Raw genomic sequence first — 17,263 nt, forward strand, 5'->3', positions numbered from 1 at the left:
GGTATGGTGCCTTCATGACGGTCGTCAATGATTCGCGAGCCCGTTTCGCCGGTCTCGGAATCGTGGTGACCGGAGCGGCCGGCGGTATCGGGCGGGCGGTGTGCCGCGCCTTCGCCGACGAGGGCGGCCGGGTCGTCGGCATGGACCTCCACGGCGCCGACCTCACCGTGGACGTCGCCGACGCCGAGGCCGTCGGCGCCGCCGTGACCGAGGCCCACCGGCGGCTGGGCCGCATCGACGTACTGGTGACCCTCGCGGGCGGTTCGCTCGGCACGCCCCGCGACACCGGCGACATCACACCCGCCGACGTGGACCTCGTCCTCGACGTCAACGTCAAGGGCACCTACCACGCCTGCGCGGCGGCCCTGCCGTTCCTCACCGCCACAGGCGGTTGCATCGTGACGTGCGGGTCGATCGGCGGCCGACAGCCCTCACCCGTCACCGGTGTGCCGTACGCCGCCGCCAAGGCGGCCGTCGGAGGTCTCACCCGCCGGCTCGCCGCCACCGTCGGGCCCGACGGTGTCCGGGTCAACGCGGTCGCGCCGGGCCTGTTCCCGACGCCCCGGGTGGCCGCGATGTTCGACGCGCTACCCGCGAACGAACGGGAGGCCGTCATCGCGGCGATCCCGCTGCGCCGGATGCCGGAACTGTCCGAACTGGTCGCCCCGATCCTGTTCCTGGCCTCCCGGGACGCCGCCTACATCACCGGAGTGACCCTCGACGTCAACGGCGGCCGTCACATGCCGCCGTGACCGCCCGTCACCGGGCGCGGAACTCCCGCTCCAGGCGGCGGGCGTACTCCAGGGAATCCGGTGTGTCGCAGTCGAACCAGGCGGGAAGGTCACTGTCGAACCAGCCCACCTCGGCATACCGCAGCGTCCCGAGGACCTGACGCATCCCCGTTCCCGGGGCGCAGTCGGCCAACCGGTCACGCAGCACCGGCTGCCGCCACACCCCGCACAACCACTGTGGACGACCGTGGTGGTCGACCAATACGGCCCCGTCGTACCGGTCGTCCGAGGCCGCGCACAACGCCTCCACGACCTGCGGCGTGAGGAAGGGCAGATCCGCCGCCAGCACCAGGACCAACGGCACCGTCGACGGGATGTGCGCCAGTCCCGCCCGCAACGCGTACGCGGGACCGCCACCGGGCGGGTCCTCGATCGTCACGATGAAACCCCGACCGAGGACGTCACCCACCACGACACGGGGACTCGCCTGCGGGGCCGCGTCCATCACCCGGCGCAGCAGGCTCCGGCCACCGACCGTCAACTCCGGCTTCGGCACCCCGCCCATCCGGACCGCGGCTCCCCCGGCGAGCACCACGACGGCGTACCTGGCATCCGGCTGCTCCCCACCGATCGGATCCACCACCGGTTCGTGTGTCACCACACCTCGAAACTACCGGCGGTGGCCGTGGAACCGCCAGCCGGTTACCGTCACCGTCATGGGACGAGTGAGTGACCGCCGCCGGATCCTGCGGGTCAACCCGCAGGGTCGCCGATTCCGCGCCGACGCGATCGTCGGTGAGGAACCGCTGGAGATCCAGCTCAACGGCACGCCCTACACCGTCACCATGCGCACTCCCGGCGACGACGTCGACCTCGCCCTCGGACTGCTGCACGCCGAAGGCGTCATCACCGCCGCCGCCGACACCGTCACCGCCAAGCACTGCACCGACAGCGACCTGAACGTCCTCGACGTCACACTGCGGTTCGCCGCGCCACCGCGCCGCCGGGACTTCGCCGTGTCCAGCGCGTGCGGCGCGTGCGGCTCCGGAAGCATGGCGGAACTGTGGGAGCAACTCAACCCGCAGCTACGACACGACATCGCCGCCGACCCGGTGACCGTCCCGGTGGAACTGCTCACCGGCCTACCGGACGCACTGCGATCCGCGCAGCGGGTCTTCGACCGCACCGGCGGCCTGCACGGCGCCGCCCTGTTCACCGACTCGGGGCGGCGCGAATGCGTCCGAGAGGACGTCGGACGGCACAACGCCGTCGACAAGGTCGTCGGGTGGGCACTGCGCCAGGACCGGCTGCCGCTGCGCGGCGCGATCCTGGCGGTGAGCGGCCGGGTCGGTGCCGAGATCGTCCAGAAGGCCGCGATGGCGGGCATACCGGTGATCGCGGCCGTGTCGGCGCCGACCACGCTGGCGGTCGATCTGGCCGCCAAATGGGGGATGACGCTGGCCGGGTTCGTCCGAGACGGCGGCGCCAACGTCTACACCGGATTCCAGCGGATACCCGGAGAAGAGGACTCGTAGCCGGCGGAGTGCTCATCGGGACCCGAACTCCACCGTCTTCCACGGCGGAGTGCCCGCGGTGAGGATGTGCCGCATCAGCCCCGCCAGTCTCCCCTCCGGCAGCCCCGCCAGCGATATCGCCACCGCCTCCGCGGCGAGCACGCCGTTTCCGGCGCGCCACGCGGCGTACGCCAGCAACGCGGCGGCCCGGGCACGGTAGCCGGCCTGCACGTGGCGCGTCAGCCAGATCCACAGCGACACACCGGTGCGGTTGCCGGGACGGTCGACGCTGCGCAGCGCCGCGTCGTGGATCTCGTTGTCCTCCAAAGCGACCCCGAGCCAGACCGTGTCGGCCAGACTGGGCAGTTCACCGGTCGCCACACTGTGGTCCAACACGGCCAACGCCTTGTCCCGCAAGGTGTCACGGTCGGCGCGGTCACCGTCTCCGACTAGTTCCAGCAGTCGCCGCGTCGCGTCGGCCACCGCCTGCCGGGTGCGGCCGGTCACCGGCGCCAACTGCCGGATCAGCGTCTCCCGGGACGGGAGCGCCTGCGACCCGGCGAGGGTGAACTCGGCGGCGACACTGGAGTCGTCGCCGGGGACGGCGGTGCCCTCCACGGGGCAGCATTCGGTGTCCTCGCACAGGTAGGACCAGAACCGGCCCTCGGTGACCCGCAGGGCCTCCACCAGGTCGATGCGGTTGACGTCGCACAACCGCCGCAGCCAATCGACGCAGCGGGTGACGCGGTCGGCGGGGCCGTATCCCACCAGGATCGCGCCGTCGACCTCGTTGTTCTGCAGTGCGTGGGCGGTGATGCCCAGCCGGTCGGGTGGTTCGTCGCGACCGGGCAGGCCGGCGCGCGCGGTGACGGCGATGCCGTCGCCGGCCATGCCGATGAGGACCATGCTGTCGCTGGGGTGGTACCCCAGGAGATACGGCACCGCCGACAACAGCTCGGCGGGGGAGGTCAGTGTGATGTCCGGGCGATTCGCCCGTTTCGCGGTCTCCATGCCGTCCAGAGTCGGAGAATCCGGCCGACCACGCCAATCGGAGGAACCGGGGCTGTGGATAACCACCCGGTTGTGGACGACGGGCGGAGCCGGGGTTGTCGGCACGTACCGGCTCGGGGGCCGCCACTCCTCCTCCCCATGGCGTCGAGCCTATGGTCGCGGTGAGGGGGACGTCCAGCCGGCGGGCGCGGGGCTGTGGATAACCGGCCGGTTGTGGACGACGGGTGCCCGGCGGTCCGGGTTGTGGAGGGTCTATGGGCCGGAACCGCGCGCGGTTTCACCGACAGTTCCATGGTGGACTGTCGAGACCCGGAATCGCCACCGTCCTGACTTGCGGATACGACGCGGGAATTGATCATTCCGAGTGCGCCCGGCGGTTTGTGACAATAGTGGGCGGGCGCGCGCGCTGTCATGATCGGAAATGCGTTCGCCCGCGCGCACCCGGATAAACCGGATCGGCGCCGGGTTCCGTGGTGACACGACGACGTCGCCGGACGTGATCACCCCATGGGCCGTCGGGAATCGGCGCGGGCGTGTGGCGCGTGACGGGACGGGCGTTCCAGAACCCTACGGGTATACCGGAGAGGGGGATGGGGCCCGCCCCGGCGGCACGGGGGAACGGCCGGGGCGGGGGACTCGGGTTCAACACGGATAAAGAACCGGAGTCGGGGGCTGCGGCTCCACGGGAGGAGAGCCGGAGCCCGGCACCATGGTGTGCGTCGAGTGTATCCGATGAATTCCTTGCACGGGAACCTTGGGCACGCATATTTTTCCCGCCGAGTCACAGACCCGCCGACGAGAAAAACCGGCGGTTACCGACACCGGAATTGCACACCGGGTAATGGCGTACGCCACGGTCTCTTAACCGAATGGCATTCGGCGGAATTCAGTCGGCGTCGCCCTCTTCACGACGACGCCCCTCCGCGGCCACGGCGTCCGCCCGCCGTACCGCCTCCCGGCGCGCCAACCTGTTGTTCTGATAGGTCTCGTGCACCTCCTGGTGCAGCCGCCGCTTCCGCTTGGCGTACCAGGAGGTCAGGACGATGCCGACGATTCCGGCGATCATGAAGATCCAACCGGTCGTCTCCAGGTCGATCCACTCCGGTTCCAGCCGTACCGCGAACGCCAGGATCGCGCCCAGGACGAGAAGGAAGATACTGCCGCCGAGTCCCATCGTCGTCGTCTCCTTCGCGGGCAACGGGGTGCACAGTGGGCGGCTTCAAGCCTACCGGCTGAACGGTTCGCGTGCGGGTCGGCGGAATCACCGTCACCACGGGACGGCTCACCGGCAGAATGTGTCACATGACGCGAGGATGGCAGTTCTGGATCGACCGGGGTGGCACGTTCACCGACGTCGTCGCCCGCGACCCCGACGGGCGACTGCACGTCCACAAGCTACTGTCCGAGAACCCGGAGGCGTACCCGGACGCCGCGATCGCCGGAATCCGTCGCGTCCTGGACGTCCCCGCGACCGCGCCGATCCCGGTGGCGGACATCGCACTGGTCAGAATGGGCACCACCGTCGCCACCAACGCCCTGCTGGAACGCGACGGCGAACCCACCGTCCTGGTGACCACCACCGGATTCGGCGACGCCGCCCGGATCGGCTACCAGAACCGGCCGCGCATCTTCGCGCGTCACATCGTGCTCCCCGACGTCCTCCACTCCGCCACCGTCGAGGTGTCGGCGCGCGTAGACCGGGACGGCGGCGAGGTCACGCCACTGGACGCGGCGGCCGTCGAGTCCGCCCTCCGCACCGCCTACGACGACGGCTTCCGCAGTGTCGCGGTGTGCCTCCTCCACGGCTACCGGCATCCCGGTCACGAACGCGCCGTCGGGGAGATCGCCCACCGGATCGGCTTCACCCAGATCTCACTGTCACACGACGTCAGCCCGCTCATGAAACTGGTGTCCCGCACCGACACCACGACCGCCGACGCCTACCTGTCGCCGATCCTGCGCCGGTACGTCGACGCCGTCGCCGCCGAGCTGCCGGGGGTGCCGCTGTGGTTCATGCGGTCCTCGGGCGGGCTCACCGACGCGGCGGCCTTCCGGGGCAGGGACGCGGTGATGTCCGGCCCGGCCGGCGGCATCGTGGGGATGGCCCGCACCGCCGAGGCCGCCGGGATCACCCGGGTCATCGGCTTCGACATGGGCGGCACCTCCACCGACGTGTCCCGGTACGCGGGCGAGTTCGAGCGTGAACTCGACACCCAGGTCGCCGGGATCCGGTTGCGGGCACCGATGATGAGCATCCACACCGTCGCCGCCGGCGGCGGGTCGATCCTGCGGTACGACGGCGCCCGGTTCCGGGTCGGTCCACAGTCGGCCGGTGCGGTCCCCGGTCCGGCCGCGTACCGGCGGGGCGGCCCGCTCACGGTGACCGACGCGAACCTCATGCTGGGCAGGATCCAGCCCGCGCACTTCCCGGCGGTGTTCGGGGAGTCCGGCGACCTGCCGCTCGACCTCGGCACCGTCACCGAACGGTTCACCGGTCTCGCGGAACGGATCGGCGACGGCCGTTCCCCCGAACAGGTCGCCGAGGGGTTCCGCCGGATCGCGGTGTCCAACATGGCCGAGGCCATCAAACGGATCTCCGTACAGCGCGGGCACGACGTCACCCGGTACACGCTCGCCGCGTTCGGCGGCGCGGGCGGGCAGCACGCGTGCGCGGTCGCCGACGAGCTGGGCGTCACCGAGGTGTTCGTCCATCCGCACTCCGGTGTCCTGTCGGCGGTGGGAATGGGGCTGGCGGACGTCACGGCGACCCGGGAGATGGCCGTGGAGGCGGTGTTCGACCACGACGGGCTCGCCGCCGCGGCCGACACCGCCGAACGCCTGGTCGTCGAGGCCCGCACCGAGCTGTCCGACCAGGGCATGCCCGGTGACGAGGCGGAGGTCCGGCTCACCGCGCTGTTGAAGTACGCGGGCACCGACACCACCGTGCCGGTGCCGATCACCGGCGAGGCGGAGATGCGTGACGACTTCACCCGCCGCTACCGCGAGATGTTCTCCTTCCTCATGCCGGAACGGGACATCGTGATCGAGGCGGTCGCCGTGGAGGCGGTGTCGCCCGCGGCGGCGCTGATCCGTGAGCCGTCGCCGCCGAGTGGCGGCACGGCACCGGAACCGGCCGACACGGTGCGGCTGTACCACCACGGCGAGTGGCGTGACGTCCCGTTGTTCCGGCGGGGCCTGCTGGGCGCGGGTGCGGCGGTGACGGGTCCGGCCATCATCGCGGAGTCCGGTGGTACGACGGTCGTGGACCCGGGTTGGCGTGCCGAGGTCACCGGCGACGGCGACCTCGTGATGCGGCGGGTCGCCTCCGCCGACCGGGAGACCGGGGCAGGCACCGCCGTCGACCCGGTCATGTTGGAGTTGTTCAACAACCTGTTCATGTCGGTGGCGGAGCAGATGGGGCACCGGCTGCGGGCGACCGCGAACTCCGTCAACATCAAGGAACGGCTCGACTTCTCGTGCGCGGTGTTCGACGCCGACGGTGAACTCATCGCCAACGCCCCGCACATCCCGGTGCATCTGGGTTCGATGAGCGAGTCGATCAAGGCGGTCATCGCGGCGCGCGGTGAGGCCATGCGCGACGGCGACTCCTACGTCCTGAACAACCCGTACGCCGGCGGCACCCATCTGCCCGACATCACGGTGGTGACGCCGGTGTTCGACCCGCGCGGCGAACGGGTCTGGTTCCATGTCGCGTCCCGTGGGCACCACGCCGACATCGGCGGCATCACACCGGGATCGATGCCCGCTTTCAGCGGCGAGGTGACCGAGGAGGGGGTGCTCATCGGTGACTTCCTGTTGGCGCGTGACGGGGAGCTGCGTCACGACGCGATGCACCGGTTGCTTACCGGTGGCCCGTACCCGTCGCGGAACCCGGCCGACAACCTGGCGGACCTGCGGGCGCAGTTGGCGGCCAACCACACCGGCGTGGCCGAACTGCGCCGGCTGGTGGAGCAGTTCGGCCTGGCGACGGTGCGCGCCTACATGGGGCACGTGCAGGACAACGCGGAGGAGGCGGTCCGGTCGGTCGTCGACACGCTGCGGGACGGCGAGTACCGGTACCGGATGGACGGCGGCCAGGTCATCGCGGTGTCGGTGCGGATCGACTCGGCGGCACGGCGGGCCGTCATCGACTTCACCGGCACCTCACCACAGTTGCCGGGGAACTTCAACGCACCGCGTGCCGTGACGACGGCGGCGGTGCTGTACGTGTTCCGGACCCTCGTGGGCGACGAGATCCCGTTGAACTCGGGTTGCCTGCGACCGATCGACCTGGTCGTCCCGGACGGTTCCATGCTGTCGCCGCGGTTCCCGGCGGCGGTGGTCGCCGGGAACGTGGAGACCTCGCAGGCGCTCGTGGGGGCGTTGTACGCGGCGCTGGGGGTGCAGGCGGAGGGCAGCGGCACCATGAACAACGTGACCTTCGGCAACGCGCGGTACCAGTACTACGAGACCGTCGCGTCCGGTTCCGGTGCGGCCGAGGACTTCCCGGGCACGAGCGTCGTCCAGACCCACATGACGAACTCGCGCCTGACCGATCCGGAGGTGCTGGAGTGGCGGTTCCCGGTGCGGCTGGAGGAGTTCTCGATCCGGCGGGGCAGCGGCGGCGCGGGCGCCAACCGGGGAGGTGACGGCGCGGTCCGGCGGATCCGTTTCCACGAGCCGATGACCGTGACGATCCTCAGTGGGCACCGTGAGGTGCCGCCGTACGGCATGGCCGGCGGCGAGCCCGGCGCGCTCGGTACCCAGTGGATAGCGCACGCCGACGGCGGCACCACCACCGTCCGGGGCTGCGACTCGGTCGAGGTGGCGGCCGGAGACGTGTTCGTCCTACACACCCCCGGCGGCGGAGGCTACGGCCCGCCGCAGGTCTGACCATTCAGACGGGCGATACCGGTTCGGGCGCCGTGGACTGCCGCGGTATCGCCGAGAATCCACCATGCCCCCGCCGCACCCGGCCGCCGGCGGTTCAGTCCTCGTCCTCGTCGTCGTCCTCCCCCACGTCGGCGTCGTCGGGTTCGCCGGGTTGGAGGATGACGTAGTCGTTGGGGACCTCGTCGATCTCCTGCCGGTCGGGGGTGACCACCCACGGTTCCCCGTCCACCCACGCCGCGACCGCCAGGACGACGGTGTTGCCGTCGTCGTCCTCGGTGCGTACCCGCCATCCCGCGCCCACCGGCGGGACCGCCGGTTCGCCGCCGGAAACGCGAGCCGGGACGCGGCCCGTACCGCGCCGCCCGGCGGCCGGGGCCGGTCGATCGTCGCCGGTAGACCCGTCGTCGCCCCAGTCGAAGTCGTCGTCGTACATGGCCATGCGGTCCTCACCTCGTCGTCGCCGGTCGCTCCGGCACCCGCAAGTGTCCTCCCTTCCGCTTCCGGCCGGGGCTCCGGCGGCGACACGGTCACCCGAGACCGGCACGACAGCCGGTCCGACAGCCACCCGCCCGCCCGGAGCCGCACCGCGACCGCCACCGCACGGCGCGGCCCGGTCGCCCGCCACGCACCACCGGTGGCGAGACGGGTACACCGTGGGCAGCCGTGGCGATACGGCATGATGACCCGTGATGACCGCCATCGACCGAAGCACCGTGACCGGCCGTCCCCGCCCCGACGACGGCCGTCCCGTCGCGCCGTCCCGGACCGACCGTGTGGTGCGGTCCCTGTCTCAGGCCATCGGCGGGCCACTCGGCAGGCACGGCCGCAACCCGCCGCGTAGACGGTTCTGGATCCCGATCCGGGTCGTGTTGCTGGCCGCGGTGATCATGGCGGGCCTGGCCTGGCTGCAGAAGTATCCCTGCGCGGACGGCGGCTGGACGGACTTCCAGCAGTACACCCAGTACTGCTACAGCGACATCCGGGCACTGTGGGGAGCCGAACGGCTCGACCAGGGCGCGGTCCCCTATTTCGACCACCCCGTGGAGTATCCGGCGTTGACCGGCGTCTTCATGGGGATCTTCGGCCTCGCGTCGCACGCGCTGCTCGGCGCCGGCGGCGGCACGCTGTACTACCACCTCAGCGCGGTCGTGCTGCTCGGTTTCGGGGTGGCCGCCGTCGCGTCGGTGTACCGGATGCGCCCGGGCCGGCCGTTCGACGCCATGATGCTCGCGGTCGCGCCGATGGTCCTGTTGACGGCCGGCGTCAACTGGGACCTGCTCGCGGTCGGGCTCACGTGTTTCTTCCTCGCGGCCTTCGCGCGGGGCCGGGTCGTGGCCGCCGGGGTGTTGTGGGGGCTCGCGGTGGCGGCGAAGTTCTACCCGCTGCTGATCGCCGGTCCGCTGTTGTTGCTGGCGTGGCGGCATCGCAGGCTCGGACCGGCCCTGTCGGCGACCGGGATCGCCGCCGCGACGTGGTTGCTCGTGAACCTGCCGTTCATGCTGTGGGCGCCCGACGGCTGGCGCCGGTTCTTCGAGTTGAACTCCGAACGCGGCATCGACTGGGGCACCTCCTGGTACATCCTGCGGCACTTCGCGGAGGTGGGCGGCGGCCTCGACTCCGCGTTGCAGGGGCTGGGCGCGGCGCAGGGGTGGCTGTACGGGACGTTGAACCACGTCGACACGTTGAACTGGCTGTACCTGGTGGCGTTCGTGTTGTGCTGCTCCGGTATCGCCTGGCTGGCGTTGTTCGCGGCCGAGCCGCCCCGGTTGGCGCAGTTGGTGTTCCTCGTGGTCGCGACGTTCCTGTTGACGGGCAAGGTCTGGTCGCAGCAGTACGTGCTGTGGCTGATCCCGTTGGCGGTGCTGGCCCGTCCGAAGTGGCGGTTGTTCCTGGTCTGGCAGGTCGGGGAGCTGCTGTACTTCTTCGGCTTCTATTCGGAGTTGTTGACCGTCTCGGAGTCCCAGGACTCACCGGCTCCGGCGTGGGGCCTGGTCATCCCGGAGTGGGTGTTCGTGATGACCTCGATCGCGCGGTTCGTCACGTTGACGATCCTGGTGGTCGCGGTGGTGCGGGACGTCCTCGATCCCGCCCGCGACGTGGTACGGCGGACCTACCGGGGCGACCCGGACGCCGGGCCGCTGCTTCCCGCGGGCGGCCCGGCGTCGGTCACAGTGCGAACACCACCACCGCGCCGAGGTCGGTGACGGTGACGGTCGGGTCCTGGGTGGCGGTGTTGAGCGCGTTCTGCCAGGGCGTCCCATCGACCCGGTCGCGCACGATGACGACGGTCCGGATGCCCTGCTCCCGCAGTGCGGCGACGCTGAGTGGCGCGGGGAACGACAGGGCGTCGTCCCGGATCTCCTGTTGACTCGTCGGGGTGAAGGCCGCCGTGCCGTTGGTGATCTGCGGGAAGCCGTCGACGCTCCAGTACTGCACGGTGGTGTCGTTCCAGCCGTCGGACGGCAGGACGAGTATCGGGTCGGCGAGTTCGGACAGTGCCACCGGGGGCGGTTCCGGCCGGGCGGTCTTGCCGACGCCCATGCCCTCGGCCAGCACCAGCAGCACCGGCAGCAGTACCGCCAGCCGGAGCGGCACGGGCGCGGTGACGGTCCACCGTGGATCGACCCGGTCCTCGTTGGCGTAGCCGTCGAGCCGGTCCGCGAGGTGGGTGAGCGTCCCGGCGGCGAGGATCGCCAGGAGGATCGTGGTGTACAGGACGAGCCGGCCGGGCGTGCGCAGGCCGTCGAAGCCGGGCAGGTACTCGAACAGCAGCGCGTACGCCCAGGTGCCGTCGTCGATGAAGTTGGTTCCCATCGCCAAGGCCACCGACACGAACGTCCCGGCCGCCAGGTACCAGCGTTGCCGCCGCGTCCACACCGACCAGACGAGACCGACGACCGCGAGTGACAGCAGGGTGAACCCGACGAGCAGGCTGGTCTCGACCGGCGCGACCATCTCGGCGCGCGCGGGCGCGTGGGCCTCCCCCCACAGGGCCGATTCACCGGGGGCGATGAGGAAGCTCGACCAGGTGGGCGAGAAGACGTCCACGTAGTCGAGGGTGCGGACCGCCTCCGGGTGGGCCTCGATGACCCGGAAGTAGGGGATGGCCAGCAGCAGTCCGACGGCGGCGAACACCAGGCCGCCGCCCGCGTCGGCCGCCACGATCCGCCAGGGGACGCGCGGGAAACCGGAGACCGCCCAGCACACGACGGCGACGATCCCGATGCCCGCCAGCAGGTACGCGAAGGGCACGCCCATGCCGAATCCGATACTCACCTGCCAGGCGGCGACGAGCCAGCCGCCGAGCACCCAGCCCCACCGGGTGCGGTTGCGACGGTACCCGTATCGCAGGGACCAGCCGTGGCCCCGGGCGAGCATCGCCAGGGCCAGGACGATCCCGCCGACCGACAGGACCTGGAGGTGCCCGGCCTGCGCCAGCTTCCACGGCGCGTACGCGAAGGCCGCCGCGCCGACGACCGAACCGGCGACGCGGGCGCCCAGTTGCCGCAGCAGCGCGTAGCAGCCGAGGAACGCCAGCGCGAACGCCAGGATGAACAGGACGTTGTAGCGGATCAGGGCCGCCTCGTGACCGCTGCCGATGAGGGCGGCGGGCGCGTAACCGAGGAACGTGTCGGTGAAGGCGTAGGAGTCGACGGCGGGCCAGAACGAGGAGGTGTCCCAGATCCCCGACGGGTCGTTCCACAGGGCGTGGCCGGTCCAGGCGAGCACATAGGTGATGAGGAGTGGGTCGCCGAGGTCCTGGGGGATGGTGTGCGCGGGGTCGGCGGCGGCCGGCCACGTCATGAAGACGGCCAGCGCGAGGCTGCCGAGGGCGGCGAGTGTCCATTCGTGCCGCAGGATCCGGGCGGCGTGACCGGCCCAGCGGGTGACGCGCCGCGGCGGTGCCTCGGGTTCCGTGTCCTCGGGGTCGGTGGTCTCGGTGGCGAACCGTTGCCACCGTTCGTCGTCGTCGCGGTCGGTGTCCTGGTCTTCGACGCCGGTGGTGCCGGCCTCGGGTGAGGTCATCTCGTCAGCTTCCGGATCAACGCGATGTCGGCGGCCTGGGATTGCGCGTCGCCGGGGGTTTCGACGACGGCCGGGCCGCCCGCAGCCGAGATGATATCGGCTATGACACCCGGTTCGATGGCACCGGCTCCGAGGTTGGCGTGGCGGTCGCGTCCGGAGTCGAAGGTGTCGCGTGAGTCGTTGGCGTGGACGAGGTCGATGCGGCCGGTGATGGCCTTGACGCGGTCGACGATGCCGGACAGTTCCTCACCGCCGGCGAAGGCGTGACAGGTGTCGAGGCAGAATCCCGGTGAGAACTCGCCGATGGCGTCCCACAACCGGGCGAGGGCGTCGAGGCGGCGGGCGCACGCCCTGTCGCCGCCGGCGGTGTTCTCGATGAGGATCGGCACCGGGAAACCGCCCTGTTCCCGGCCGTACTCGAACGCCTTGCGCCAGTTGGCGAAACCGACGGCGATGTCGTCGTCCTTGGTGACGTGGCCGCCGTGGACGATGAGTCCGGCGGCGCCGACCTCGGCGGCGGCCTGGGCGTGTTGCACGAGGAGGCGGCGGCTGGGGACCCGGATCCGGTTGTTGGGGGAGGCGACGTTGATGACGTACGGAGCGTGGATGAATACATCGATGTCCGAGGCGCGGAGCGCGGCGGCGTCGTCCCGGGGTTCGGGCTTCTTCCAGCCCTGGGGGTCGCCGAGGAAGAACTGGACGACGTCGGCCTGCCGTTCGCCGGCGGCGGCCAACGGATCGACGGAGTCGACGTGTGAACCGATGCGCATGACGCGAGCGTACTTGCCGGGGGTGTCATCGGCCGGTGGCGGTGTGACCGGGGACTCGACGCCCGGGCGGCGGACGCTCGGTCAGTCGCCGGACACGGTCCGCGACACCCGGCCCGCCGTTCCTTAAAATCAGGCAAAACCGGGTATTGCATGTCACATTGACGCCCGCGAACACGTTACCCTCACGGTGCCGCGTCGTTAACCGTAGAGACCACAACTCAATCCGATCGCCACCGAGCGAATGAGACCGGGTGCGGCACCGGTCGGCGTGCAGCGGCACTGGAACGAGCGGCCACGCCGGCCCCTGGACACCCCCGGTAGACGTGGCACAACCGTAGGTAGGAGAACCATTCATGCGTGAACCCGGCGCCCGCGGCCGGCGACCCAGTCCGTACCCACGACCGCCACACGTCCAGTCGGCACCCGCGCCCGTCCCGCCCCAGGCGCCGCGTCCCGCCGTCCGCCGCGCGAAGCAGCGCCGTTACGTCGCAGGAGTGTCGATGGCCGCGGTCGCCGCGGCCGTGACGGTCGGCATGATGTCCAGCGGTAACGCCTTCGCCGAGGGTGAGGGCGACAGCGTGGTCTTCAACGGCCACTGCGGTCTGGTGGGTCTCGGACTCGCGCACGAGTCCAAGCCCGACAAGAGCGAGTTGTCCGTCACCGAGGGGGACGAGGTCACCTTCGTCAACAACCTCGGGACCGACGCGACGTTGTTCCTGGGGAAGCAGGAGATAGAGGTCCCCGAGGACGACGAGTACACCACGACGCTGTCCGCCTCCAGTGAGGCGTTGATGGCACCGGACTGCCCGGCGAAGCTGTCGGAGCGGGCCGAGACGGTGACGGTCACGGTCACCGCGGCCCCCGCGACCTCGGACGACCAGGGGTCGAACGGGAACGGTTCGCCGTCCACGGGCGACACCGGGGATACGACCGGCACGGGTGACGATTCGGCGCTCGGCGTCCCGGACGACGGCGACCAGCCGCCGCTGGACGCGACCGATCCGGCCGCGAAGGACCAGGTCCCGGCGCCGGACGGTGAGAAGGACGACGACGGTACGTCCTCGGGTGAGGAGGCGGTCGGCACCGACACCGGTGACACCGCCGGTACCGACGAGACCGCCACGAACGTGGAGGCGGTCGACTCCAGCACGATCGAGCAGACCGGGGCCTCCGGGGTGCTCGCGTTGCTGGCGACGGTGTGTCTGGTGGGGGTCGCCGTCGCGGCGATCCGGACCCTCATGACGCAGCGGGCCGCCGCGCGCGGCTGACGCCCGCGGAGATCGTTCACGGGCGGGGCGCCTCGGCGCTCCGCCCGTTTTCGTGCGCGTCGACGAGTCGCCGTGCCACCGCTTGGCCAAACCGCCGCCGTGATCTACCCTTAACGCACGTTAAGTAGGCGGCGCGGACCATCCTCGTCCGTCGCGGCACGGCGGTGTGGCCGGTCCCCCGGTCCCCGCCCACCCGCGGACGATCCGGCCGTGCGCCGCCGCGAGTCGCAGGGTGAGAATCGGAGCCGGTGTGGACACCAAGGATTTGAGCGAGCGCATCGAGGCCGGCGGGGCCGCCAAGTACCACGAGGCCAACGCCGCCAAGGGCAAACTGTTCGCGCGGGAGCGGATCCTGCGACTGGTCGACAAGGACTCCTTCATAGAGGACGGCCGGTTCGGCAACGCCCTGGCAGGCGACCTCCCCGCCGACGGCGTCATCACCGGTTCGGCGCGGATCGCGGGTCGCCCGGTGTGCCTGCTGGCCAACGACTCCACCGTCAAGGCGGGTTCCTGGGGTGCCCGGACGGTCGAGAAGATGGTCCGGATCACCGAGCAGGCCTACGCCAACGGTGTGCCCATGGTGTACCTCGTCGACTCGGCGGGTGCCCGCATCACCGACCAGGTGGAGTTGTTCCCCGGTCGTCGCGGCGCGGGCCGGATCTTCTACAACCAGGTGCGGGCCTCGGGTTCGATTCCGCAGGTGTGCGCCCTGTTCGGGCCGAGCGCGGCCGGTGGCGCCTACATCCCGGCGTTCTGCGACGTGGTCGCCATGGTGGACAAGAACGCGTCCATGTACCTGGGGTCGGACCGGATGGTCGAGATGGTCACCGGCGAGAAGACCACTCTGGAGGCCATGGGCGGCGCCAAGGTGCACTGCACGGAGTCGGGCGTGGGGCACTTCCTGTGCGCCGACGAGGACGAGGCGCTCGCCGTGGTGAAGCGTTACCTGTCGTTCCTCCCCGACAACTGGGAGCAGGCGCCTCCGGTGACGGAGCCCGGTGAGGCGCCGGAGGTGGACCTGCGGGCGATGGTGCCCGACAGTGAACGCCAGGCGTTCGACATGCGCAAGTACGTCAAGGGCCTGCTCGACGACGGCGACTTCTTCGAGGTCCACGCCAGGTGGGCCAAGGAACTGGTCACCGGTTTCGGGCGGCTGGCGGGCAAGCCGGTCGGAGTCGTCGGCAACAACTCGATGTTCAAGGGCGGGGTGCTGTTCGTCGACTCCAGCGACAAGGCGGCCCGGTTCGTGCAGTTGTGCGACGCGTTCAACATCCCGCTGCTGTTCCTGGCGGACGTGCCGGGGTTCATGGTGGGCAGCGCGGTCGAGAAGCAGGGCATCATCCGGCACGGCGCGAAGATGGTCAGCGCCATCTCCGAGGCGACCGTTCCCAAGATCTGCGTCGTGGTCCGGAAGGCGTACGGCGCGGGCCTGTACGCGATGGCCGGGCCGGGTTTCGGCCCCGACGCGACCCTGGCGCTTCCGACCGCCAAGATCGCCGTCATGGGCGCCGACGCCGCCGTCAACGCGGTGTACGCGCGAAAGATCGCGGCGATCGAGGACGAGTCGGAACGTGACGAGTTCGTGCGGTCGAAGCGGAGCGAGTACGAGGCCGACATCGACGTGGTGCGGCTGGCGAGCGAACTCGTCGTGGACTCGATCGTCGAACCGGAACGGCTGCGTGACGAGCTGATCGCACGGTACGCGGCCGCGGCCGGTAAGAACCGTGAGTTCTCCCGGCGCCGTCACGGCGTCACACCCGTATAGAGAGGGCAGCGATTCCATGGATTTCCGGCTTACCGAGGACGAGACGGCGCTGCGGGACGCGGTGGCCGAGTTCGCGACCGAGAAGGTCGCGCCGGTCATCGGCGACTACTACGAGCGCGGTGAGTTCCCGTACGACCTGGTCGCGGAGCTCGGCAGGATGGGCATCTTCGGTGCCCCGTTCGCCGAGAAGTACGACGGCGCGGGCGGCGACTACTTCATGCTGTGCCTTGCGTTGGAGGAACTGGCCAAGGTGGACTCGTCGGTGGCGATCACCGTGGAGGCCGCGGTGTCGTTGGGCGCCATGCCGGTGTACCGGTTCGGCACCGACGCGCAGAAGGAGCGTTGGCTGCCCCGGTTGTGCCGGGGCGAGGCGCTGGCCGCGTTCGGGTTGACGGAGCCCGGCGGCGGCTCGGACGCGGGTGCCACCCGGACGAAGGCGGTGCTGGACGGCGACGAGTGGGTGATCAACGGCGCGAAGTGCTTCATCACCAACGCCGGGACCGACATCACGGAGTTCGTGACGGTCACGGCGGTGACCGGTACCGGTGCCGACGGGCGGCCGGAGATCTCCAGCATCATCGTGCCGAACGGCACTCCGGGTTTCACCGTGGGACAGAAGTACTCGAAGGTCGGTTGGTGCGCCTCGGACACCCGGGAACTGTTCTTCGACGACTGCCGGGTGCCCGCCGAGAACCTGCTGGGTGAACGGGGACGCGGTTACGCGCAGTTCCTGCGGATCCTCGACGAGGGCCGGATCGCGATCGCCGCCCTGGCGACCGGTCTCGCCCAGGGTTGTGTGGACGAGTCGGTGCGGTACGCCGGTGAGCGGGAGGCGTTCGGTCGTCCGATCGGCACCAACCAGGCGATCCAGTTCATGATCGCCGACATGGAGGTCCGTGCCCACACGTCACGGTTGGCGTACTACGACGCGGCGGCGCGGATGCGTGCGGAGCAGCCTTTCAAGCGGTACGCGTCGGTGGCGAAGCTGCACGCCTCGAACGCGGCCGTCGACAACGCGCGGGCGGCGACGCAGGTCTTCGGCGGGTACGGGTTCATGAACGAGACGCCGGTGGCCCGGATGTGGCGTGACACCAAGATCCTGGAGATCGGGGAGGGCACCAGCGAGATCCAGCGGATGCTCATCGCCCGTGACCTGGGCGTGGGCTGAGCCCACCGGGTCACGTACCGCGCCCGTCCCGGACGGACGTCGCAGTAGTGGCGGCCTGCGCGGATCGACCCGTGCGGGCCGGCCCCTGAGAGGCTGCCTTCGGTCCTGGTGTTCTGC

13 protein-coding genes are annotated in these 17,263 nt (G+C 70.6%); 7 read left to right on the forward strand and 6 right to left on the reverse strand.

Features of this window, described 5'->3' with window-relative positions; all coding sequences use genetic code 11:
• The first annotated feature begins 14 nt into the window (after positions 1-14).
• Positions 15-752, forward strand: a complete 738-nt coding sequence (locus LX16_RS11485) for an SDR family NAD(P)-dependent oxidoreductase (protein ID WP_147137924.1) — start codon at positions 15-17, stop codon at positions 750-752.
• Between the two features lie 7 nt (positions 753-759).
• Here LX16_RS11485 and mobA read toward each other — a convergent pair whose 3' ends face one another.
• Positions 760-1,392, reverse strand: coding sequence for a molybdenum cofactor guanylyltransferase (mobA, locus tag LX16_RS11490; protein ID WP_211354464.1), 633 nt, complete (start codon positions 1,390-1,392; stop codon positions 760-762).
• A 55-nt stretch (positions 1,393-1,447) separates the two neighbouring features.
• Between mobA and fdhD the strand changes: the two genes are divergently transcribed.
• Entirely contained in the window at positions 1,448-2,266 is an 819-nt protein-coding gene (gene fdhD, locus LX16_RS11495; protein WP_147137929.1) for a formate dehydrogenase accessory sulfurtransferase FdhD, read from the forward strand.
• A 12-nt stretch (positions 2,267-2,278) separates the two neighbouring features.
• Here fdhD and LX16_RS11500 read toward each other — a convergent pair whose 3' ends face one another.
• Positions 2,279-3,256, reverse strand: a complete 978-nt coding sequence (locus tag LX16_RS11500) for a DUF4192 domain-containing protein (RefSeq protein ID WP_147137931.1) — start codon at positions 3,254-3,256, stop codon at positions 2,279-2,281.
• 886 nt (positions 3,257-4,142) lie between these two features.
• A complete protein-coding gene (locus LX16_RS11505) occupies positions 4,143-4,454 on the reverse strand; it encodes a DUF6458 family protein (protein WP_147137934.1) in 312 nt (103 codons plus the stop codon).
• Positions 4,455-4,558: 104 nt separating this feature from the next.
• Here LX16_RS11505 and LX16_RS11510 point away from each other — a divergent pair, with 104 nt between their 5' ends.
• The gene (locus tag LX16_RS11510) at positions 4,559-8,149 is read left to right on the forward strand and encodes a hydantoinase B/oxoprolinase family protein (RefSeq protein WP_147137937.1); all 3,591 of its coding nucleotides are present in this window, start codon (positions 4,559-4,561) and stop codon (positions 8,147-8,149) included.
• Between the two features lie 94 nt (positions 8,150-8,243).
• Here LX16_RS11510 and LX16_RS11515 read toward each other — a convergent pair whose 3' ends face one another.
• Complete coding sequence (locus tag LX16_RS11515; RefSeq protein ID WP_147137940.1) at positions 8,244-8,588, reverse strand: hypothetical protein; 345 nt, start codon at positions 8,586-8,588, stop codon at positions 8,244-8,246.
• Between the two features lie 250 nt (positions 8,589-8,838).
• Between LX16_RS11515 and LX16_RS11520 the strand changes: the two genes are divergently transcribed.
• Positions 8,839-10,353 (forward strand): glycosyltransferase family 87 protein, encoded by a 1,515-nt coding sequence (locus LX16_RS11520; RefSeq protein WP_147137943.1) that lies wholly within the window; start codon positions 8,839-8,841, stop codon positions 10,351-10,353.
• On the opposite strand, the gene LX16_RS11525 is transcribed toward LX16_RS11520, so the two are convergent.
• Together LX16_RS11525 and LX16_RS11530 are read right to left on the reverse strand one after the other, a co-directional pair.
• Positions 10,316-12,175, reverse strand: coding sequence for a hypothetical protein (locus tag LX16_RS11525; RefSeq protein WP_147137946.1), 1,860 nt, complete (start codon positions 12,173-12,175; stop codon positions 10,316-10,318). The two genes, LX16_RS11520 and LX16_RS11525, sit on opposite strands and share 38 nt — an antisense overlap.
• Positions 12,172-12,945 carry a deoxyribonuclease IV gene (locus LX16_RS11530; protein ID WP_147137949.1) on the reverse strand — a complete coding sequence of 258 codons (774 nt, stop codon included), beginning with the start codon at positions 12,943-12,945 and terminating at the stop codon, positions 12,172-12,174. The genes LX16_RS11525 and LX16_RS11530 overlap by 4 nt, the downstream gene beginning before the upstream one ends.
• Positions 12,946-13,445: 500 nt before the next feature.
• On the opposite strand from LX16_RS11530, the gene LX16_RS11535 reads away from it, so the two are divergent.
• The 3 genes from LX16_RS11535 (at position 13,446) to LX16_RS11545 (ending at position 17,146) form a co-directional block, all read left to right on the forward strand.
• Positions 13,446-14,213 (forward strand): hypothetical protein, encoded by a 768-nt coding sequence (locus LX16_RS11535; protein WP_147137952.1) that lies wholly within the window; start codon positions 13,446-13,448, stop codon positions 14,211-14,213.
• A gap of 250 nt (positions 14,214-14,463) precedes the next feature.
• Entirely contained in the window at positions 14,464-15,978 is a 1,515-nt protein-coding gene (locus tag LX16_RS11540) for an acyl-CoA carboxylase subunit beta (protein WP_211354465.1), read from the forward strand.
• Positions 15,979-15,994: 16 nt separating this feature from the next.
• On the forward strand, positions 15,995-17,146 hold the full coding sequence (locus LX16_RS11545) for an acyl-CoA dehydrogenase family protein (protein ID WP_147137955.1): 1,152 nt from the start codon (positions 15,995-15,997) through the stop codon (positions 17,144-17,146).
• The last annotated feature ends 117 nt before the right edge of the window (positions 17,147-17,263 follow it).

Origin of the sequence: Stackebrandtia albiflava (genome assembly GCF_007994225.1) — a bacterium.
Taxonomy (GTDB): domain Bacteria; phylum Actinomycetota; class Actinomycetes; order Mycobacteriales; family Micromonosporaceae; genus Stackebrandtia; species Stackebrandtia albiflava.